The organism is Hespellia stercorisuis DSM 15480 (assembly GCF_900142165.1).
Classification (GTDB): Bacteria; Bacillota; Clostridia; order Lachnospirales; family Lachnospiraceae; genus Hespellia; species Hespellia stercorisuis.
The window spans coordinates 1-20,976 of record NZ_FQZY01000027.1; the positions used below are offsets into that span (position 1 = coordinate 1).

Annotated in this window: 19 protein-coding genes; all 19 read right to left on the minus strand. The window is 47.6% G+C overall.

Annotated elements, in window-relative coordinates; all coding sequences use genetic code 11:
* Nucleotides 1–540 precede the first annotated feature (540 nt).
* A complete protein-coding gene (fliB, locus tag BUB85_RS10190; protein WP_073109585.1) occupies nt 541–1,671 on the minus strand; it encodes a flagellin lysine-N-methylase in 1,131 nt (376 codons plus the stop codon).
* 162 nt (nt 1,672–1,833) lie between these two features.
* On the minus strand, nt 1,834–2,862 hold the full coding sequence (locus tag BUB85_RS10195) for an aldo/keto reductase (RefSeq protein WP_073109587.1): 1,029 nt from the start codon (nt 2,860–2,862) through the stop codon (nt 1,834–1,836).
* A 76-nt stretch (nt 2,863–2,938) separates the two neighbouring features.
* On the minus strand, nt 2,939–3,892 hold the full coding sequence (locus BUB85_RS10200; RefSeq protein ID WP_073109590.1) for a zinc ribbon domain-containing protein: 954 nt from the start codon (nt 3,890–3,892) through the stop codon (nt 2,939–2,941).
* Between the two features lie 214 nt (nt 3,893–4,106).
* Entirely contained in the window at nt 4,107–4,568 is a 462-nt protein-coding gene (locus tag BUB85_RS10205) for a VOC family protein (protein WP_073109747.1), read from the minus strand.
* A gap of 71 nt (nt 4,569–4,639) precedes the next feature.
* On the minus strand, nt 4,640–5,350 hold the full coding sequence (locus tag BUB85_RS10210) for a tRNA threonylcarbamoyladenosine dehydratase (protein ID WP_073109593.1): 711 nt from the start codon (nt 5,348–5,350) through the stop codon (nt 4,640–4,642).
* 40 nt (nt 5,351–5,390) lie between these two features.
* Nucleotides 5,391–6,176, minus strand: a complete 786-nt coding sequence (locus BUB85_RS10215) for an HAD-IIB family hydrolase (protein WP_073109601.1) — start codon at nt 6,174–6,176, stop codon at nt 5,391–5,393.
* The gene (locus BUB85_RS10220) at nt 6,177–6,698 is read right to left on the minus strand and encodes an NUDIX hydrolase (RefSeq protein ID WP_073109751.1); all 522 of its coding nucleotides are present in this window, start codon (nt 6,696–6,698) and stop codon (nt 6,177–6,179) included.
* Nucleotides 6,699–6,753: 55 nt separating this feature from the next.
* Nucleotides 6,754–7,311 (minus strand): manganese efflux pump MntP, encoded by a 558-nt coding sequence (locus BUB85_RS10225; RefSeq protein WP_073109607.1) that lies wholly within the window; start codon nt 7,309–7,311, stop codon nt 6,754–6,756.
* 302 nt (nt 7,312–7,613) lie between these two features.
* Nucleotides 7,614–8,984, minus strand: coding sequence for an alanine/glycine:cation symporter family protein (locus BUB85_RS10230; RefSeq protein ID WP_073109612.1), 1,371 nt, complete (start codon nt 8,982–8,984; stop codon nt 7,614–7,616).
* 37 nt (nt 8,985–9,021) lie between these two features.
* Complete coding sequence (locus tag BUB85_RS10235) at nt 9,022–9,447, minus strand: hypothetical protein (protein ID WP_073109618.1); 426 nt, start codon at nt 9,445–9,447, stop codon at nt 9,022–9,024.
* Nucleotides 9,448–9,699: 252 nt separating this feature from the next.
* Nucleotides 9,700–10,821, minus strand: coding sequence for a YkvI family membrane protein (locus BUB85_RS10240; RefSeq protein ID WP_073109623.1), 1,122 nt, complete (start codon nt 10,819–10,821; stop codon nt 9,700–9,702).
* A gap of 9 nt (nt 10,822–10,830) precedes the next feature.
* Complete coding sequence (gene grdB, locus BUB85_RS10250; RefSeq protein ID WP_084534000.1) at nt 10,831–12,147, minus strand: glycine reductase complex selenoprotein B; 1,317 nt, start codon at nt 12,145–12,147, stop codon at nt 10,831–10,833.
* A 54-nt stretch (nt 12,148–12,201) separates the two neighbouring features.
* Nucleotides 12,202–13,488, minus strand: a complete 1,287-nt coding sequence (gene grdG / locus BUB85_RS10255) for a sarcosine reductase complex component B subunit alpha (RefSeq protein ID WP_073109639.1) — start codon at nt 13,486–13,488, stop codon at nt 12,202–12,204.
* A gap of 33 nt (nt 13,489–13,521) precedes the next feature.
* The gene (locus tag BUB85_RS10260; protein WP_084534001.1) at nt 13,522–13,944 is read right to left on the minus strand and encodes a GrdX family protein; all 423 of its coding nucleotides are present in this window, start codon (nt 13,942–13,944) and stop codon (nt 13,522–13,524) included.
* A gap of 552 nt (nt 13,945–14,496) precedes the next feature.
* The gene (locus tag BUB85_RS10265; RefSeq protein WP_073109644.1) at nt 14,497–15,366 is read right to left on the minus strand and encodes a LysR family transcriptional regulator; all 870 of its coding nucleotides are present in this window, start codon (nt 15,364–15,366) and stop codon (nt 14,497–14,499) included.
* Between the two features lie 282 nt (nt 15,367–15,648).
* Nucleotides 15,649–18,306 (minus strand): heavy metal translocating P-type ATPase, encoded by a 2,658-nt coding sequence (locus BUB85_RS10270; RefSeq protein ID WP_073109648.1) that lies wholly within the window; start codon nt 18,304–18,306, stop codon nt 15,649–15,651.
* Complete coding sequence (locus BUB85_RS10275) at nt 18,307–18,675, minus strand: heavy-metal-associated domain-containing protein (RefSeq protein WP_073109651.1); 369 nt, start codon at nt 18,673–18,675, stop codon at nt 18,307–18,309.
* A 144-nt stretch (nt 18,676–18,819) separates the two neighbouring features.
* Nucleotides 18,820–19,095, minus strand: coding sequence for an acylphosphatase (locus BUB85_RS10280; protein ID WP_073109653.1), 276 nt, complete (start codon nt 19,093–19,095; stop codon nt 18,820–18,822).
* Nucleotides 19,096–19,191: 96 nt separating this feature from the next.
* Entirely contained in the window at nt 19,192–20,349 is a 1,158-nt protein-coding gene (locus BUB85_RS10285) for an ATP-binding protein (RefSeq protein ID WP_073109656.1), read from the minus strand.
* Nucleotides 20,350–20,976 lie beyond the last annotated feature (627 nt).

Genomic DNA, 20,976 nt, shown 5'->3' on the forward strand with positions numbered 1-20,976 from the left:
ATTCAGACCACCTTCTTCCTTGTGTTTTATGTCTCCATTGTACTAAAAACTCAGGAAAAAAGCGAATTCACATAGATTCACCTATGGTGAAAATGACTGTGGATAAGTAATGTTTTTCAATGTTCAGTTGTTGTTAAATATATTCAAAAGCCATAGAATTTGGCTTTGAATCAGAGTTATTTGAAAGATTGAAAGAGTAATCCACAATGAATTAAATTATTCAATCACAAACAATTGGTTATCCACCAATTACCGAAATAATATCGCAAAACAGGTTTTAAAAATTCTCTGTTTTGTACAAAAATTAATTAGTTCCCCAAGGGGGTTCTGAACAGTTACAAAAAGTCATTGAATAAATCATCTGTAAAGTTGTCTTCAAAAATACTTGGTACTAACATACGTCATTCCTCCTTAATAGAATGTGTTTTTATTATTTATGTTAAAAAGGAAATCTCTTTCCTTTGTTATATATGTTATAGCACAGATTATTAGCACTGTCAATAGGTGAGTGCTAAATAAATTCTATTTTTACATGTTTTGTTATATTTTCCCCTCCCAGTTTTTTGCCAACAGTTTTTCCATGCGTCCAATGTTGAGATCTGAGTGCTCAATTTCCCGTGAATACCGGTAGACAATCTCCACCACATCCTCCAAATCCAACGCTTTCTCGTTGCGTACAAAACGTGCCTTCAGCAGTTCCTCCAGCAGAATCACGCTCGCCGCCGCCAGCTGCACTTTTCCATAGACCCGCCCGTCATACACCGCACCGCAGAAATATGTGGAGATAAAGTAGACCATCAGCTGCTCCTTCTGGATCTCCCACGGGATGTCACTCTCCTGCATCCACGCTGTAAACTCCCGCGACATCCGCGCCCATTTTCCACAGGATTTTTCCCCGTAAAGACGCTGCTGCGCCTCTCTGCGCAGCACGTACCAGTCCTCCCGCAGCAGTTCCATGTGCTCAAGCACAAAAAACAGTCTTCTGGCAAATGCGAACCGCGCGCTCACAGCTGTGGTGGCAAGATCCTTCTCCACGAATCTGACCGCTGACTCTGTCTGATATTTTCCCAACACATCCTGACACGCAAACAGTTCTCTGGCATCTATCCGGTTCTGCATGTCATGCGCAATTCCGAGGACCAGCTTCACCCTCACTGCCACCGCGAGCTCCCGGTTCTGCAAAATCCGCAGCATCACATCCCGGGCATCCAAAAGCTGAGAGTACAGGAAGGGATCAAACTCCTCATACTCCTCCTCTCCCCCGCGCTCCACCGACAAAAACTGCACCGGCTCTTTTCGGCGAAGAAGAATTCCTGCCACCTCCGGGCAGGAAACCGACAGGGTGATCTCGCGCACACCCTCAAATTCTTCTATATGTCTCGGGTACAGCCTGCACGTTCTGCACAGGCTGCCACGTCCCAGATTCGCGTACATATCACAAAGATTATCCGCATTTAAAAATCCACAGCGCAGGTTCTTATCCTGCCGGAAGGTGGCGTTCTGCCAGTTGACCACTCGGTCCAGTTTTCTTCGGTACGGCCCGCTCTCATTCTTATACTGCTCCATGGACTTTTTATCCACCGCAATCTGCCAGCCTGCACAGCAGGTATCTTCGCACGCATCTGCCGTGCATTGAAACTCTTTATAGTAATCCGGTATTGTATATCGCATTTTTCCTCCTCATTCAACACTCCCATGTTTTCTGCCACAGCGTAAAATCCGACGTAAAAAATAGTCTTGTACCACATCTCTGTAATACAAAACTATCCTCTTTTCCGCGGCCCCAGAGAGAAGACACACTCCTCTTTTCATCCCTCTGCCCCGCCGGTCAGTCTATTGAACACTCACTTCTCCGGCCAGCACACGCTTATAATCTTCATAATTCTTCTGAAGGAGCGCCGGCGTATCCAGACCGTATGGACATTTGGCCTTACACTGATTACAGTGCACACAGTCCTCGATCTTCTTCATCTTCGCCTGCCCTTCCTCCGACAGCTGGCTGGCCGCCGGTGAACGCCGGAGCAGCAATGACATTCTTGCACAGTTGTTGATCTCAATTCCCGCCGGACATGGCATACAGTAGCCGCACCCTCTGCAGAAATCTCCCTGCAGCTCCCCTTTTTCCTTTTCAATATATGCTTTGATTTCTTCCGTCATGACCGGAGGATTCTCCACATAAGATAAAAATTCATCCAGTTCCTTTTCCTTCTGCACGCCCCAGATTGGAAGAACATTGTCAAACTGTCCCAGATAGGCATATGCCGCAGCCGAGTCTGTAATCAGTCCTCCCGACAGTGCCTTCATGGCAATAAATCCCATATCCGCGTTCTTACATCCATTTACCAGATCCAGTTCCTGCTGTCCTGACAGATAGCAGAACGGGAACTGCAGAGAATCATACAATCCGCTCTCAATCGCCTCATGTGCAACGTTCAGCCTGTGGTTTGTAATCCCGATATGACGAATATATCCTTTTTTCTTAGCCTCCAGTGCCGCATCGTAAATACCGCTCTCATCTCCCGGTTTCGGACAGAATGCCGGATTATGGAACTGATACAGGTCAATGTAATCCATCTTTAATTTTGACAGAGATGTCTCCAGATCCTTCCAGAATGCGTCCGCTGTCTGTGCCGCTGTCTTGGTCGCGAGAACGATCTGGCTGCGCATGCCGCCAAACGCCTCGCCCACCTTTTCCTCACTGTCCGTGTAGGCTCTGGCTGTATCGAAAAAGTTTATGCCGCCATCCTTTGCCTTATGCAGAAGATACACTGCATCCTGTTTGCTGATTCTCTGGATTGGCAGCGCACCGAATCCATTCTTGTTGACTGTGAGATCTGTCTTCCCTAACCGTACCTGTTCCATAACGCTACTCCTCTCTGTTCTCTGTGCCATTTTCCGTGACGTTTTCTATTCTGTGATTTTGTTGTGCTTTTGGGGACTACTCTACGTTTCCCTCCGGTGTCGTATTCTCACCGGAAGTAGCATCTGATCCGGTTCCCGCATCGGTCTGTGGTGTATCGGAGACCGTGTCATCCGCACCTGCATCGGCCCCCTGAGAAGTATCTTCTCCCACACCGCTGCCCTGCTCTGTACCCGCCGTACCGCCGGTATCCTTATTTGTACCACTGTCCGAGCCGTTCTCCGTATTCGTATTATCCTTCGAGCTGTCCTTCGTATTGTCTTTCACTTTTTCGATCCTGTAGTTATCTCTCAGATACTTCAGATAATTCGCCGCATCCTGCCCATAATTTTTGTATCCCCAGTAGCCGGCTATGGCAAGTGCTGCAAGCAGCACCAGTATGATGATCCACTTGATCAGCCCGCCCAGCATGCCTCTTCCGTCCCGGTCTCTGCCACCGCTTCTTCTGCCGCCGCTCTTTTTGCTGTTCCTGTGGCCGCCAAACAGACTGCTCCTGCTCTTTTTTTTCTTCAGCGGATTTTTCAGCCCTGCACCTTTTTTCTTCGTCTTGTATTTTGTTTTTGTCTTTGTTCTGGTTCCTCCGCCATTGCCGCTGTCCGCATACCTGCTGCGCCCATCATCGTTTTTTCTCTGACTGCCGCTGCCCTGACTGCGTTTCTGGCCGCTGCCCTGCCTGTCGTTCTGTCTGCCGTCCTGCCTGCCATTCTGGCCGCCGCTCTGGCTGCGTCTCTGGCCGCTGCCCTGCCTGTCGTTCTGTCTGCCGTCCTGTCTGCCGTTTTGTCTGCTGTTTCGCTGTGCCGAACCGCTCTCCGCATACTTTCCGGAATCTCCCCAGTCCGCATCATCATCGTATCCTTCCTCGACATCCTCCAGACCGAGATAATACTCGTCCATGTCGAATCCGCAGAACGGACACATTTCCTCATTAATATCGATTTTCTTTCCACAATGTGGACAATTGATTGGTGTCATATCTATACCCCCTGTTTACCGTTTATTTTCGTTATCCGCCTACATCTGCGCAAGGCACCAGGGGGGGCTCCCGTTTTCGGTCGATTTCTCCCTGATACCCGTTGTGCAGCAGATGTGTTGGAATGTTTGGAAGGGAATACTGTATCACACATTTGTGAATTTTGTTTGTTCTCCATCCTGCCCGGAGCCTGACGCCAGGGCAGGGGGAAACCGTTTAAGAGCACATCTCCCCGACAACCGTTTCCGGGAGCTGCGTTTTTTCCGCCACGTCCCTCACGCTCATCCCACTCCGCAAAAACCGCCTGGCAACGTAATCCATAGCCTCTCCGACCTCGATTACATGAAGATCAGGATCAAAGAAGCGAACGACTCTCTGCCCCCAGTCATGTTCCATACATGGATTCACATATGTGATCTCCCACGGACAATTCTTAAGTTTTTCTAAAAAGCTGTCCATGTCATTCTCTTCAAAATAAAGCTCTGCGTCATTGCCGCCCTTCACAACAGCTTTTTCGGTAAATGACTCCCAGAGCTTCTCCTCCTGCAGGACCAATCCCTCCGTCAGGATCACATTTTCCCCAAAATCCATGATTACCTGCAGACCGAACAGTTCCCTGTAAAATGCTTTCGATTTCTCAATATCCTTCACCACGATCAGCATATTTTTCAGCTTCACACTTTCACCTCCTGTAAGAGTACACACCGCATAAAATACCATAATACTGCCGTCCCCCCAGATTCCGGGCATCACAGAACGATCAGATCCCGTACAACTTCCCCGGCGATGATCAGTCCGACTACCGACGGCACGAATGCATTACTTCCCGGCAGCTGCCTTCGCTGCGACTCCTCGCCGGTCTCCCCGATGGGTGTCAGCGGCTTTTCCTGAGAATACACCACTTTTAATTTCCGAATGCCGCGTTTCTTCAATTCTCTGCGCATCACCTTTGCCAGTGGACACACCGAGGTCTGGTAAATGTCCGCCACACGGAACGCCGTCGGATCCATCTTATTTCCTGCTCCCATAGAACTGATGACAGGGGTTCCTGCCTCCTGTGCCTGCTCCGCCAGCTGCAGCTTTCCGGTCACCGTGTCGATGGCATCCACCACATAATCGTAGGCGCGGAAATCAAACTCCCCCGCGGTCTCTGGAAGATAAAACGTCTTGTGCACGTGGACTACCGCGTTCGGATTGATATCCAGAATCCGCTCTCTTGCCACGTCCACCTTGTCCCGGCCTATCGTTTTGGTCGTCGCAATGATCTGTCGGTTGAGATTTGTCAGGCACACGTCATCATTGTCGATCAGATCCAGTGTCCCGATCCCTGTCCGTGCCAGTGCTTCTACCGTGTATCCGCCCACGCCTCCAATGCCGAACACCGCGACTCTCGCCCGGTGCAGCCGCTCCATATTCTCGCTGCCGATCAACAGCTCTGTTCTGGAAAATTGATTCACCATATCCAGCCTCCCTTCTGCAATTGCCTCTTTCCAGCGTCGGCTATATCAGCCCGAGCTGCTGCATCGCATGAAAAATCCCGTCATCCTCTACCCGCTCCGCCACCAGTTCCACGTAGGGATCCAGCACCGGGTCATGCGCGCCCATTGCAACCGCATGCTCCACGCACTGCAGCATGGTCAGGTCATTGCTGCTGTCACCAAATCCATAGGACTGGCTTCGATCCATATGCAGCCGCTCCAGGATACAGTCGATCGCGGTCGCCTTGGAGTAGCCCTTCATCACACATTCGTACGCATGGTTTCCCCTGTCTATAATATCCATGAAAGAACGAATATACGCAAAAAATTTCTCTGTGTCCGTCCGATCATCCACATAGACGAATATCTTGTCAAACGCACAGGCGTCACGTCCCACATGGCATTCCAGTCCGAGCCCTCTCTTGTTCATGTAGCGCTTCGTGCTCTCAAGCCGCTCATAGCGGGATGGATAGTCGCGGAAAAACACATCCTTTTCGCCCTCATAAATACACTCCACACTACACTTTACCGCCATATTCTCGATTCCCTCTCTCTCCGCATCCGAGAGATGTGTCTCAAATACCACCTCACCGTGATGGCTGAGATGGATCCCACATCCGCACAGAAATCCGTCGAACGGAATCCGCAGAATCTCCTGCGGAATACTGCAGCAGGTCCGCCCAGTATTGACAAATACCTGATGTCCTGCTTCTTTTGCAGCGCGCAGTGCCTTCAGCGCACTGTCCGGAACCTTCCTCGTCACTTCACTCAACAGCGTGCCGTCAATATCAAAAAATAATGCTGCCATTTACTTCACCTCATCCAACGGTGTCTCGAACACCTGGCGAATACTGTCATAATGTAAAAAGATTCCCTGCTCGGCGAATGCCCGGATCTCATCCACCGTAGCCAGCATGAATCCATCTGTCTCCGCCTCCTGAGGCTTCACGTCAGACTCATCAAATTCCTTGACGAAACGGTACACGTCGACAAAGTAATTGTCTCCCTCACCCGGATTCTCCCGGTGATATGTAAACAGATAGCCACCTGCACAGCCACGCACATCCAGACCGGTCTCCTCCTTCACCTCGCGGACAACCGCATCCTGTGAGTCCTCTCCGGCCATACACGCGCCACCGGATACCTCCCACCAGCCCGGAGCCCAGTGTTTTGTCATAACACGCTTCGTGATCAGAAATTTCCCATCCGGTCTTGCCACCACGCCAAGCACGGTCAGGTGGTACTCGTCATCCTTCAGAATCCAGTCATTGCGCTTCATGGTGCGCCCGGTTCTCTGTTTGTTCTTATCATAAATATCCCAAAATTCCATATCTTCTGCCTTTCTTTGTACTGAGCATATTTTCAGTAACTCTGTTCTATTATACTTATAAAACCCCGATTCCATCAAGTAAAATCTTTAATCCGATCAAAATCAGGATCACACCGCCGCAAAATTCTGCTTTTGATTTGTAGCGGACACCGAAGATACTGCCAATCTTCACACCGGCAGCCGAACAGACAAAAGTGACCACGCCGATGAACGAAACTGCCGGCACAATTGCCACCTTTAGAAAAGCGAAGGTCACTCCCACCGCAAGTGCGTCAATGCTGGTCGCCACCGCGAGCACAAACATGGATTTTGCCGTCATGGAGCAGTCCACGCACTCCTCATCACCGAATGATTCCTTGATCATATTTCCACCGATCAGAGCCAGCAGGATAAAGGCGATCCAGTGATCGTACTTTGTGATCTTGTCCGCGAAAAAACTGCCTCCCAGATATCCGATCAGTGGCATCAGCGCCTGAAATCCGCCAAACCATGCCCCCGCAGCTGCCATGTGTTTCCAATTGATTTTTCCGAGGGACAGTCCCTTACAGACAGACACCGCAAAAGCGTCCATGGACAGCCCTACCGCCAGAATAAATAATTCAAGTATTCCCATCTTGTCTTCCTTTCTTTTTACACATCCACCCAAAACAAAGACTCATGGACAGCCGTTAGCTGTCCATGAGTCTCATCATTTAAAATAATACCGGGTGCAAGTGCACCATTATGTCGATAGTATCACATGTTTCCATGCCGATTACTCCCTCACAGAGTGATCTGTTCAATTATATCGCAGCACTTGGCTGACTAATACTGATTATATCCTGTTGATCAATTTTTTTCAAGTAAGAATCTTCGATTTTTCTCTGATTTTCGACCTGATTCTTTGAAACGCTGTCTTTTTTGCAGCTCCTTCATTTATTTTTTCGTCTTCAAATACTTATCATAATCCCGGTTAACGGACCATACCGTACCGCTTAGAGCTAACAATGCAATCAAGTTTGGAATAACCATTAATCCATTAAATAAATCAGCAAGATTCCATACGAGTTCTACTTTCATTGCTGAAAACAGGATAATAACTGCACACACTATAATTGCATATACCTTTGACGCTTTAACGCCGAACAGATATTTCACATTCTGCTCTGCAAAGAAGTACCAGCCTACAATTGTGGAAAAAGCGAAGAAGAACAGGCACACTGCTACAAATACGTTACCGAATCCTCCAAGCGTTTTAGCAAATGCTCCAGCGGAAAGATCGATTCCTGTAAGGGAGCCGTCCTGCCGAATTAATCCACTTGTAATAACTACTAATGCTGTCAGTGTCAATATAACAAATGTATCGATAAATACACTTACTACTGCTACGCTCCCCTGATCTGCGGGATGATCTACCTTTGCCACTGCATGAGCATGAGGGGTAGAACCCATTCCGGCTTCGTTTGAAAAGAGGCCTCTTGCAACTCCGTAACGCATCGCTTTTTGTATCGTTACACCAAGAACTCCACCGGTAATCGCCTGAGGACTGAATGCGCCTACAAATATATCATGAAATGCCTTTGGAATCATGCCTGCATTCATAATCAGTACAACCACTGTACCGGCTATATATATAATTGCCATAAATGGAACTAATTTTTCAGTTACACTTGCAATTCTTCCGATACCACCTGCAAATACCAGGTATGCCAGAACTGCCAGGATAATACCAGTAACGATTGGAGCAATTCCAAAAGCAGATTTAAATGCACCACTGATGGAATTTGCCTGTACGCCACTGCCTGTAAATCCAAGTGCTAAAATAATAAGTACTGCAAATGTTGCGGCCAGAAACTTTCCTAATGTTCCTTTAAAAGCTGCCCGGATATAATATACGGGACCGCCGGTAACCTGACCTTCTATCGTCGTCTTATATTTCTGTGCCATCATAGCCTCAGCGTAAATGGTTGCCATACCAAAGAAGGCTGCAACCCACATCCAGAAGATAGCTCCAGGACCACCTGCTGCAAGTGCTGTCGCTGCACCAACGATATTTCCTGTTCCAACCTGCGCTGCAATAGCAGTTGCAACGGCCTGGAACGAAGACATTCCGTCTTCTTTTGTGGCTTTCTCACTCTTCTTGAAAATTCCCCCGAATATTTTGTTCCAGCCGATTTTAAATCTACGTATCTGGACAAATTTCATGGTAAATGTAAACCAGATCCCCGTTCCACAAAGTAGTACCAATAAAATAGTATTCCATAATATATCACTTGTATTTGCTACAAAATCAGAAAATCCCTGCATAACAAAACCACCTTTCCTTATTCAGTTTTCAACTAGGTTAAAAAGTGACAGAAAGGGATTTCTTTTTTCCATCTGAATGATGGAGATATGTAATTATTTTTCTATAATCTGAATAAATTCCACTAATATTAAGATCGAACATCATAAGAAATGACATAGATAATAAAGTGAGAATACCAAAGATCTCACAAATTGCAAAAATTCTGGATTTCATTTCGTCCTTTGCCAGACGCACACCGCCAAACCGCAGCGGGAACGAACAAAATCTGGCAGAAACATCAGACATCGTACGCTCTATCTGCCCATCCAAATGTTGAACTGCAGAAATACGGCTCAGCAAATCTGATTCCTGCTGCCGGGTTGACGTATATAGATGCAAAGGTTCCAAAGTCTGGCTAAGGCCAGTAATAAGCATCATCACAAAAAGTATCATCACAATACATCTTTTACCGCAACGCTTCATCCCCTTTGCACCCCCTTCCCCAATTCCTATCTAATTAGAAGTATATCACACAATACCTCAATACGCCAATGTAAAATCACAATTTTACACAGAATATGATTTCATTTGACACACTGCAAAACCTGATTCAGGGGCAGCCGCACAAAACTGGTGCGGCTGCCCCTTCCTCTGTTACCGACTGCCATATATGGTTCCTTTACTTCGCGTCCCCAAATGGTACGAAAAGCTTTCGTCGGTATTCCATATTCTATTTTATTCTGCGGAACTCTTCGACGCTTTCACCGGCACCTTCGTCCCCATTTTAGTTCTGATATCATAGATGATCATGAACGCTACCAGCACAAATCCCAGGTATCCATTCAGACCATATAATACATTTACCAGCCCCTTATAAGGAAGGAAGCACGCGACCACACACCCCACTATTCCGGCTACTACTGTCACTACTTTGTATTGCGTCGTGCCTTCTTTTACTGCACGACCTACTCCAGTCCACAACAGTGGTACCGAAGTCGTATAGATTCCGCAGAATACGATCACCGCAAATATCTGTCCAAGTATTGGGTGAATCGAGTTGGCAAGAACCAATGCCGGAATGTCTGCTGTTGCCGTATCCGCGATATTCGAGATCAGCGCGATACAGCAGATTGCCGCTGCCCCGAAGATAAAGAGGCAGGATAAGAGCATACCGGTGTTTACTTCTTTGAGTTTATTCTTGGCTCCAATTTCAGCCAAAAACGCTGCGAACCACAGGATAACAAACCCTCCGTAGGACGCCCCAGAAGCAAATGGATTGCCGCCTCCGACCTGGGTCAGCTCATACTTCCCACTGTCGATAGCCTCAATTCCTGCACCGAAATCACCGATATGTGATACTCCCGTTATAATGGAAATAATCAGGATCATAATGATGATGATCGGTCCAAGCTTGCTGAGGGCCTTCAGGATTCCGTCCAGTCCGAATACTGCTGTCGCAATAACCGCTATAGTCAGAACCACCGCGCCCACTCCGTTTGGCAGTCCCCACTGCTGTGTGGCGGTGGAGTTCGCTCCACCGCACATCACGATAAAACACATGTAACAGAAAATCGCAGAAAAGTAATCATAAAATGTGCCAACGTATTTTCCGCAGTAATGTCCGTAGATATCACCGCCGCGCTGTAATTTCAAACGATTTCCGTTTGTCGCAAAGGAAATATTCGTATAAATATAAATCACTGCCGCTACTGCAATAACCACCATGAACAACGACCCATACGACGCCTCATACTGCATAACCTCCTGCATAGTCGCAAATCCCGCTCCTATATAGAACGCAATACACGCACCGCAGAAACCAATGACTGCTCCAATACTGATTTTTCCTTTTTCCATATGCGCTCCTTAAATGTCTTCTTCGAATACAGTCTGTTCTTCTACCGGAACAGTAAGTGCCTTGAGACCTCTCATTACGAGATTCTCACGAATTTCATAACTCTTCTTCTCACCCAGCGTCGGATCGCCCAATGGATACGGGATACCTACTGCCGGTACGATACGGTTTGCGCCGATTGTCAATGAGATCGGAACTACTGTACAAATGTGAGTTACAGGGATTCCTGCACGGTCAATTTCTTTCACCATAGATGCACCGCATCTAGTACAGGTACCTCAGGTGCTGACGAGAAGAACTGCATCCACGCCGTCCTCCTTGAGCATCGGGACATATTCTTCAGCGAACCGTTTTGCATTGTTCGTTGCAGTTCCGGTTCCTGTCGTTGTGATAAAGTAATCCATCAGCTTGCCGATTTTTCCTTCTTTTTCCAGCTTGCGCAATGCATCGATCGGGATACAGAGATCTGGATCCTCGGTGATGAACGCACGGTCATATCCACCATGAACGGTCATGAAATCAGCCTTGTCAGCATGATCCATTCCAGCGATAGAGTATTTGCCCCACTTGGTAGCGGATGAAGACTCGATATGATCCGGATTTCCCTGCGGAACCACTCCGCCGGACGTAATCAGTGCAATCTTTGCGGTTGACAGATCCTTGAGAGGAGGTGCCGGAGCTACACGATCCACAATCGGCATCGGATAATCGGTGTATACTTCCTCACCCTTAATCTTCTTCACGATCAACTCTACCGCACGCTCAGAGCCACGGCGCTCATGGAAGTAATTCACACGGATTCCGCGCTCCATATAGCCTTCCTCAGCTGGTCCAAACACTTCCTGTCCTTCGATCTGTTTCTTCAGGAGTGCTGCCATCTTCGGCACACTGTTTCTCATGTCTGCGGAAGAATCTTTCGTCTCGATGGTGTAAACGTCCTTCTTGAACATATCTGCACCTGGATTTTCTACGTACATACCTGTGACAACCGGGATTCCCAGTTCATTCTGCACTGCCTTTGCGATAGTTCCACACGCCACGCCATAACGACCTGCATTGAACGCCGGTCCAGCGATAAATCCGTCGGGCTCATACTTTTTGATCATTTCCAGGAGTTCTCCCACAACACCCTTCTCGATGTTGGAGCCAAAATAGTTATCTCCGCATATCACGGTTGCAACGATCTCATAATCCTCCCCGAACTCTTTCTGAAATGCGAGTCCCGGACCGATTACTTTCTCCTGAATCTCCGGTGCAGTATCCGCCTTTTCCTCGCCGCCGATTCCTGCAAAAAACTGATTTATATAATGGACAATCTTTTTAGACATTGAACATACCTTCCTTTCTGTTTTCGATCTATATTATTCATGCTGCTGTGCATCTTAGTAACCGCGTGCAGTTAATTTATTGAATCCATTTGCAATTGTGGATGCGATGATAATCTGAATCTCCGCGTCGAAGCTTCCGTCATCATACTTACAGCCAACCCATCCGCCGATCTGCATCTCTACATAATCCTGCATACCGATCACATGATCCATAGCCGGGAAATGAATTACAATGTTTCCATTTCCGCAGGAGATCATCGTATCTGCCTCATCACACAAATCTGCCAGAGAGTAAGATTTACCGTCACGTCCTGGGAACTCATCGGTGATAATTACTACTTTTGTTCCGCGTTTTGTTACCTTTTTACAGTTCATCATAAGGTCTGTATCCGGATTTCCATAGCCCTCCTCTGTCAGAAGCGCACCATCAAGTCCGATATACTCGCAAAGTTTTGCGGTCATGTCAGAATGACGTTCTTTGTCCATCAGGAATACATTCTCGTTCGTCAGAATGACGCCCATAAAGTTCAATGTCTTGCCGTGCTGTGCGAACAGATCCTCGATAACCGGATTGTGCTCGTGATGATATGTTGTCACCTTGTCACACGGAGCTACACAGTTTCCAGACACGATTGCACCGTCGAAGATTTCTGTCGGATACATCAGTGTCGGCACAATCTGTTTTGCATCTACACCATAATAGTAGGTATCATGGAGAAGTCCCTGACTCTGCAGCATATGGATATATCCTACCTTCGGGAGATCTGGGTACTGAGCCACCTGCTCAAGGAGCGGTTTTGTCTCATATGTAACGGTCTCATCCGGTGTCTGGTCTGCCAGTGCTTTTGCAAGATAAGTTGCAGCCTTGAGGCCTGCCATTCTTCCTGCGCTCTCATATACATGAGTTTCCAGACCATCCTTCGGTTCAATTACCACACACACATTCTGTGTCTGTGAGAACGGGCAGTACTCTGCTGCCGGACCGGTCATATCAATAACGCCTTCCTGGAATCCAACGATCTTGCCGACGGTTACCACACATGCACCGTCCATACAGTACGTAACACCGCTTCCAACCTCAGCAACCTTTCCCATCACACCTGGGAAAACACATCCTTGACCTTCTATCTTCAGACGAGGTTCAATCACATCTTTTACCGGAGTGATTCGAACAGATTCTCCTGGTCTCGCCAATTCGATATGGCAGCCGATCAATCTGTCATCACTAAGCACCTCTGCTTCTAACTCTTTCGCATTGACGTAGAGGACACCATTCTCAATCTTAGTGCAATCCCCAAACTGTACGTCCTTCACATGAACTTTTCCTAATTCCAATTTCATTTAAAGCACACCTCCTGTTTTGACTTCTTCCTGTTACATGTTACTTAACATCATTTGCCGCATCAGAGAACTGTTGACTGCCGATTCCACGACTGACAGGTCCACTGTCTGAAAATCGTCCAGTGCTTTCTCGTTCCAGCACGGTGGAATCATTCCCTTTGTGAATTTGTGATATGCCGAAATACTGCTCTCGATCAACTCCACATCACGCACAAAGTCCTCTGCTGCTCTTCCCTTGGAAATCAGAATCGTCTTATAAGGGCATTGATTCGGTTTCAGGTTACTGGCCTGTGGATGGCTCATAAGGTGCCATCCCGTATAGATTCTGTCCCGGGTTTGAATCAATACATCCAGATAATCTTGTTCCTCTAAAAATTCAACGCCGATATAAGCGTGATTCTCATACTTTAAAAATGCTTTTCTGTTGTTTGTAACGAGTTTGTACATCTTTGTCATACTGGTACCTCCACTGATAAATTCTAAGTTTCTAATGGGTTCCATGTTTCCGATTGTTTTGCTGAATGAGTTATTCGTTTTTATTTGTCTTTTCTATAACAATCATTCTACCTTATATTGTTCATTTTGTTTAGCTTCAAATCCTCATAGTGGATGTGATAGTTTTTCACAACTTTTAGCCTGTTTTTTTCTTTTCGTTATGCACTTTGCACAATTTAGTGATCTCTTTTTGTGAACATTTCTTTTTCTCCCCTGCTTCTTTCCTGGATTCTGCCGACAGCTTCGTCCCGTAAAATCGTTTATCGAATGCTTCTATTTGCTTTAAAAGTTATCTGATTTTTCTATACCTGTGTTCCCTCCACATTGCTTTCGTGTCCCTTAAAACGACTGTTTTCGCCATTGTATAAACCTCATTGGAAAACTGTATTATTTTTTTCAAAACAAAAGAAACACATCCCGATGTCCAATACATCAGATATGTGTTTCTTTCACATTCATTATGACAACTCTTCACAGATAACTGTTTTTGTGCAGAAAAAATCTCTGATTCTGCTATTCCATCAAGATACGTTTTGCATACTCCACAAATTTCACGACCGCCGGTATACGGCGGTTTTCAAGCGGTACTGCAATTCCCAGTGTAATATATCTGGGCGGGTCAAATGGAAGAAGCTTCAGATTGTTCGTTCTGCCCTTTGTGATGAGCTGGTTCGTGATCAGCAGCCCCATCTCTTTTTCTACCATTCCCAGTGCCGAGTAATTCTGCAAAGTAGAGAACTGGTACTCTACTTTAATGTTCTCTTCCTTCAGAACATTGACGACATCGATGTCCGATCCGAATGCCGGCATGATCAGAGGCTCCTTCTCAATATCGGAGATCCGTACCGCCTCCTGTTGAGCCAGTGGATGATTTTTAGGCACCGCCACCACCATCTCATCCTCTCGGAGCGGAATCCAGTGATGCCGGATCATGGGCTGGTAACTGTAGAATCCGATATCTGCTTTTTGCTCCTCGAGGTTGTTCTCGACCTCCTGCCAAACGCCGTCCAGCAGATTGACTGAGATGTTCGGATAGTCCTTATGAAATTCGCGGATCACCGTGGGCAGCCAGTGGGTGGCGATACTGGAGTACGCAGCAATATTGAGATTACCGGACACCATTCCCCGGATCTCCGAGGCTGTCTGCATGAAACGCTCGTCCCACTGGCACTCCGCCCGAATAATTGGAATCAGCTTCTGGGCGTTTTCCGTTGGCAGCACTCCGTTCTTCGTCCGTGTCAGAAGCGGAAAGCCCACATCTTTCTCAAAGGCTGACATCATATGACTGATTCCGGATGGTGTGTAATCAAACTTGGTGGCAGCCTTCGTCAGACTGCCGGAGTCAATTGCGTACAAAAAAATTTTTGCTTTTAGTAAATCCATTGCAAACCTCCTTCTGATACTCTAACACGCCTCAGGGTGTTTTGCTCCTGCCAAATCAAGCAGGCAGCAAAGCAGACCGGAAAGAAGAATACTGCGCACTTTCGTTTCCTCCTGAGCACTCAGCAACTCCACTTCCAATACACTATGCACCGGAAGTGGAGTACTGTTTACATGTTTTCATATCATTAGTATAGGAGACACTCAGCATAAAAGTCAAACAATTAATCAAATTTTGGCAATATCGACAGCATTTACTGTCTGTCTTTTGTTCCAAAGTATGGATTACTCTACGGAGCTCACCTTATAATCCTGAGCCTCCACAGCTTTTTTCAGTTCCTCATCCGCAATCTCTCCGCTCAGTGTCAGAACTGCCGTGCCTGCGGTATGACTTACTACAGCTGTCTCTACCTGGGGCAGTGCCTCCAGACACTTCTTTACTCTTGCTTCACAGTGCTCGCACATCATACCCTCGATCTTCATTGTTTTTTCCATGGTCTTTTCCTCTGCTTTCTCTGTTTTCTTTTCTTTCTCTTCTTTATTCTGTTTCGTTTCCTCACTTATGTCATTGTTTATCGGAACACTTTCGTCCGTATCGTGCGGAGTACTCTGCTCTTGTGAAACATTGTCCCCTTGTGAAACGTTCTCCTCATCTTTTCTGTTTTTCCTGTCCCGGCTCGCATCATGAATGTTGAACAGATTCAGACGCAGTGCATTCGTCACCACACAGAAGCTGGACAAACTCATTGCCGCCGCCCCGAACATCGGATTCAGTTCCCATCCAAACAGTGGGAACCACACACCTGCTGCCAACGGAATCCCAATGATATTATAGAAGAATGCCCAGAACAGGTTCTCATGAATGTTCTTCAATGTCGCCCTGCTCAGCCGGATTGCCGCCGGAACATCACTCAGCTTGCTCTTCATCAGAACCACGTCCGCCGCGTCGATGGCGATATCAGTTCCTGCCCCGATTGCAATTCCAATATCCGCTCTGGTCAATGCTGGAGCGTCGTTGATACCGTCTCCAACCATCGCAACCCTGCCCTGTTCCTTCAAACTGCGGATAACGCTCTCTTTTCCATCCGGGAGAACTCCCGCAATAACTTCATCCACTCCGGCCTGCTCTCCGATTGCTTTGGCTGTGCGCTCGTTGTCCCCCGTCAGCATCACAACACGGATTCCCATGTCGCGCAGTTCCTTCACTGCCTGCGGGCTGTCCTCCTTGATGACATCCGCCACAGCAATGATTCCGAGCAGTTTTCTTTCTTTTGCAAAAAACAAAGGTGTCTTACCCGACTCAGCCAGAAGCTCTGCTTTTATCTTGACAACTTCCGGGATTCTTACCTTCTCACTGACAAAACTGTAATTTCCACCGATCAGCTTCTCGTGGCTCAGCACGGCAGACAATCCATTTCCCGGCAGAGCCATAAAATCTCTCACGACCGGAGTCTCCACCTTCTTTTTCCGTGCGTACTCGATCACAGCTCCGGCCAGGGGATGCTCACTCCGCTGTTCCAGAGCATTGGCGTAGTATAGCAGCGTGTCCTGGCGGATCCCATCTGCCGGTATGATATCTGTCACCTTCGGCTCCCCGCTGGTGATCGTTCCGGTCTTGTCAAGTGCCACGATCTCCACCTTGCCTGCCGCTTCCAGAGAAACTGCTGTCTTGAACATAATGCCGTTTTTTGCACCCATACCGTTTCCGACCATAATTGCCACGGGTGTTGCAAGTCCCAGCGCACACGGGCAGCTGATCACCAGCACAGAAATGGCGCGCGCAACGGCAAATCCCAATGTCTGTCCGGCTATCATCCACGCGATAAATGTAATCACCGCAACAGCAATCACCGCCGGAACAAACACACCGGATACCTTATCCGCGATTTTTGCAATGGGGGCCTTCGTTGACGCCGCATCACTCACCATCTGGATGATCTGTGAAAGTGTCGTATCCTCCCCGACCCTGGTTGCCTCGCAGCGGAGAAATCCGGACTGATTCAGCGTCGCCGCGGAGACCGTATCCCCTTCCCCCTTGTCCACCGGGATACTTTCTCCGGTCAGTGCCGATTCATTTACCGCACTGCTGCCTTCTACGATCACTCCGTCCACCGGAATATTCTCCCCTGGCCGCACTACAAAAATATCGCCCTTGTGTACCTGTGCGATATCCACCTCAACCTCTGTGTCCGCAAGAATCACAGTCGCGGTCTTCGGTGCCAGCTTCATCAGACTTTTCAGCGCGTCCGTCGTCTTTCCCTTGGAGCGCGCCTCAAGCATCTTTCCAATGGTGATCAGTGTCAAGATCATAGCCGCCGATTCAAAATAAAAATCATGCATATAGTCCATGACCGCATTCATATCACCGCGTACCTGCGCACCGGTCATGGCAAACAGCGCATACGTACTGTATGCAAATGCTGCCGTGGAACCCAGTGCCACCAGCGTGTCCATATTCGGAGCCCTGTGAAGAAGGCTCTTATAACCACCGATAAAAAACTTCTGATTGATAACCATCACGACAATGGTCAGCAGCATCTGCAGCAGTCCCATGGCCACATGATTATCTACAAAAAATGCCGGAATCGGCCAGTCCCACATCATATGTCCCATTGAGAAATACATCAGCACCAGCAAAAAGCCCAGAGAAGCGAAAAGCCGCTGCTTCAGCACCGGTGTCTCCCTGTCCTTCAGAGCATCTTCCTCCATTCCGGACGACGCCGTCGTTTTTTCCGTTCCATGTGCCCTTTTCGCCGCTGCGCCGTACCCGGCCTCCTCCACCGCACGGATAATTTCCGCCGTCGGGGCTGTCCCCTCGACTCCCATGGTGTTGGTCAGCAGACTGACGGAGCAGGACTTGACTCCCGCCACCTTCGATACTGCTTTTTCCACTCTTGTACTGCAGGCTGCACAACTCATGCCTGTCACTGTATATTGTTCCATTTATACCTCCTTTTTAGCAATGCCTGTCACTTTAAAATCTATGCTCTCCACTGCACGTTTCAATTCCTCATCCGAAATCTCTCTGTCCATAGAGACAATCGCAATGTTTTTCTTGAGATCGACCCTGGCAGCCGCACCCTCGATCCGGTTAATCTGCCTCTCCACACTGTTCCTGCAATTCTCACAGTGCATGCCTTCGATATGGATAATTTTCTCAACCGTCTTCTCCCCCGCAAGCTCTTTCTTCTCCGGTCTTGACTCTGCGCAGCCTCCGCAGCACCCGCCTTCTCCTTTAAAATGCCTTACACTGCCGCGGACTGCCAAAAATACAACGACCGCCAATATGATTATGATAATAACATTTCCCATTTTTATTCCTCTCTTTCAATGTCATTATATACCCCATATAGGTATATTTCAATGTTTTATTGAGAGTTTAATAATTTCTTTATGATTGATAACTATGGTGTTGGAGGCAAACCGTATTTTGCCTGTTTCATAACCTCAATCCTGTCAGCGAATCGAAAATGAGGACTCCCTCTCCAGCGAAATCTCCTTTTCATCGATGTGCTCGATTGAAATAAAGTGTCCCTTCCCGGTCTGCAGCTTCTGAATAAACAGGTCAATCTGTTCTTCTCTTCCCTGCACCTCGGCAGACACGGTTCCATCATATTCATTTCTGACCCATCCGGTCAGTTCCAGCGATCGTGCAAGGTACGTTGCGGTATAGCGGAATCCGACTCCCTGTACGCGGCCGTGAAACACAAAATGTTTTCTTATCTCTGTCATCTCTTGTCCTCGCTTTCCTGAAACTTTTTTATCTGCTCAATCTCGGTCTTGTCATATGACAGGCGCAAAGTTCGCCTCAATTGTGGCAGATCCTGTCTATTCCATCTCGGTCTTATCATATGCATCCAGAAAATGGTGCTTCTGTCCATCCTGTTTGTATGCGATCACCGTGTTCAGGTTCACATTCTCCACGCTGCGGAAAATATTCTTTTCAATGACCGGATTCGCTGCTGCCAGCGTCCGGATCAGTTCCTTGATCTCCGCCCGCTTCGAGCCCTTTTCCGTACCGCCGCAGGTCGCACAGTGTTCCGTGAACCGGCACGCACACTGTATAAAATGCAGCTGATTGTAATTCATCCAATGGATAATGTCATCCTCCCGGACCAGATACAGCGGCCGGATCAGCTCCATCCCCTCAAAGTTCGTGCTGTGGAGCTTCGGCATCATGGTCTGCATCTGCCCGCCATACAGCATTCCCATCAGAATTGTCTCGATCACATCGTCAAAATGATGCCCCAGTGCAATCTTGTTGCACCCCAGTTCCTTTGCCCTGCTGTAAAGATGTCCGCGGCGCATTCTGGCACAGAGATAACAGGGGGAATCTCCCTCATCTGCTACAATATCAAAAATCTCTGATTTGAACACCGTGATCGGCACATTCATCAGTTTGGCATTGTCGCAGATGGTCTGATAGTTGATCTCATTGTATCCCGGATTCATCACCAGGAATACCACCTCAAAATTCTTTTTCCCATGGCGTTCCAGCTCCTGAAAAAGCTTTGCCATCAACATGGAATCCTTGCCTCCCGAGATACAGACTGCAATTTTATCTCCATCCTGAATCAGTTCATACTCGTTGATTGCCTTTGTGAATTGCCGCCAGATCGGCTTGCGGAACTTCTTCACGATGCTGCGCTCAATGTCCTGGCAGCGCTGTCTGCTCTCATCCTCCTGCTGCATCAGCCGCTGAATCTTCACTCGCAGATAAGAGCGGTATCCGCCATCGATGCTGTAGAGGTCGTACCCGTCTGCATTCAGCTCCTCCGCGAGCTCGTCACTGCGTTCTCCTGAATAGCAGATCAGATATACCGGTCTGTCCTTCGGCACTTCATCCAGGTGGGTGTCAAACTCCTCCCAGTAGATATTCTTCGCACCGGGATAAGTCTCCTTCTCGTAGTCCTCCGGTTTCCTGACATCGATGACCAGTTTTTCCCTCTGATCCTGTTCCAGTTCTTCTATTGATTTTCTATACATGAAATGTAAACTCCTTTTTTCTCTGGTGTCCTTATATTATCCTTATATTCTTTGCATATACAGCTCAGATTACTCCGTGATCTAATGTGATACAGCTGCACAGAGTTCGTTTTGACTCTATACTGTAGCTAGTACAGCGTACCGCAAATAACTAGACGAATTACGCAGAATATTTTTTCGAGTGTACATATCAAAAAACGCAGGCGTAGCGGGCTACGCTGAGGCTTTTTGATATGTGCAATCGGGAAAATAGGCAAGTTATTCGGTCTAGTTATTTCGAGGACGCTGTACTAGTATAAGTGACATTATATAACCTTACGTTTCACTTGCCTGTTTCCATAATAGCACATACCCCAAAGTCCCGGCGTAGCCCGCTACGCCTGCGTTTTTTTGATATGCACTCTTGTGAAAACAGGCAAGTGAAACAGAAAGGCATTTAATGTCACTTATACTAGCAATATTATCACTAATCTTATAAAATTGCATCAAAAAAATCGCTGCAGTTCGTCTGGTGTAACAACAAACTGTAGCGCTCACAGTAAAACAGGGCATAAACTGTCACTCTCCAAGGCGAAGGAATGAGGCGTAGTGGTGGCTACGTCGATTGACGACAACGCAGCCGCTGGA

Coding starts and splice junctions, on each gene's coding strand:
- BUB85_RS10215 (WP_073109601.1), bottom strand. CDS start 6,176: ATGGCAGCATTATTTTTTGATATTGACGGCACGCTGTTGAGTGAAGTG.
- BUB85_RS10260 (WP_084534001.1), bottom strand. CDS start 13,944: ATGACAAAGATGTACAAACTCGTTACAAACAACAGAAAAGCATTTTTA.
- BUB85_RS10195 (WP_073109587.1), bottom strand. CDS start 2,862: ATGGAACAGGTACGGTTAGGGAAGACAGATCTCACAGTCAACAAGAAT.
- BUB85_RS10200 (WP_073109590.1), bottom strand. CDS start 3,892: ATGACACCAATCAATTGTCCACATTGTGGAAAGAAAATCGATATTAAT.
- BUB85_RS10235 (WP_073109618.1), bottom strand. CDS start 9,447: ATGAAGCGTTGCGGTAAAAGATGTATTGTGATGATACTTTTTGTGATG.
- BUB85_RS10220 (WP_073109751.1), bottom strand. CDS start 6,698: ATGGAATTTTGGGATATTTATGATAAGAACAAACAGAGAACCGGGCGC.
- BUB85_RS10270 (WP_073109648.1), bottom strand. CDS start 18,306: ATGGAACAATATACAGTGACAGGCATGAGTTGTGCAGCCTGCAGTACA.
- fliB (WP_073109585.1), bottom strand. CDS start 1,671: ATGCGATATACAATACCGGATTACTATAAAGAGTTTCAATGCACGGCA.
- BUB85_RS10265 (WP_073109644.1), bottom strand. CDS start 15,366: ATGGATTTACTAAAAGCAAAAATTTTTTTGTACGCAATTGACTCCGGC.
- BUB85_RS10225 (WP_073109607.1), bottom strand. CDS start 7,311: ATGGGAATACTTGAATTATTTATTCTGGCGGTAGGGCTGTCCATGGAC.
- BUB85_RS10210 (WP_073109593.1), bottom strand. CDS start 5,350: ATGGTGAATCAATTTTCCAGAACAGAGCTGTTGATCGGCAGCGAGAAT.
- BUB85_RS10285 (WP_073109656.1), bottom strand. CDS start 20,349: ATGTATAGAAAATCAATAGAAGAACTGGAACAGGATCAGAGGGAAAAA.
- BUB85_RS10275 (WP_073109651.1), bottom strand. CDS start 18,675: ATGGGAAATGTTATTATCATAATCATATTGGCGGTCGTTGTATTTTTG.
- BUB85_RS10230 (WP_073109612.1), bottom strand. CDS start 8,984: ATGCAGGGATTTTCTGATTTTGTAGCAAATACAAGTGATATATTATGG.
- BUB85_RS10280 (WP_073109653.1), bottom strand. CDS start 19,095: ATGACAGAGATAAGAAAACATTTTGTGTTTCACGGCCGCGTACAGGGA.
- BUB85_RS10240 (WP_073109623.1), bottom strand. CDS start 10,821: ATGGAAAAAGGAAAAATCAGTATTGGAGCAGTCATTGGTTTCTGCGGT.
- grdG (WP_073109639.1), bottom strand. CDS start 13,488: ATGAAATTGGAATTAGGAAAAGTTCATGTGAAGGACGTACAGTTTGGG.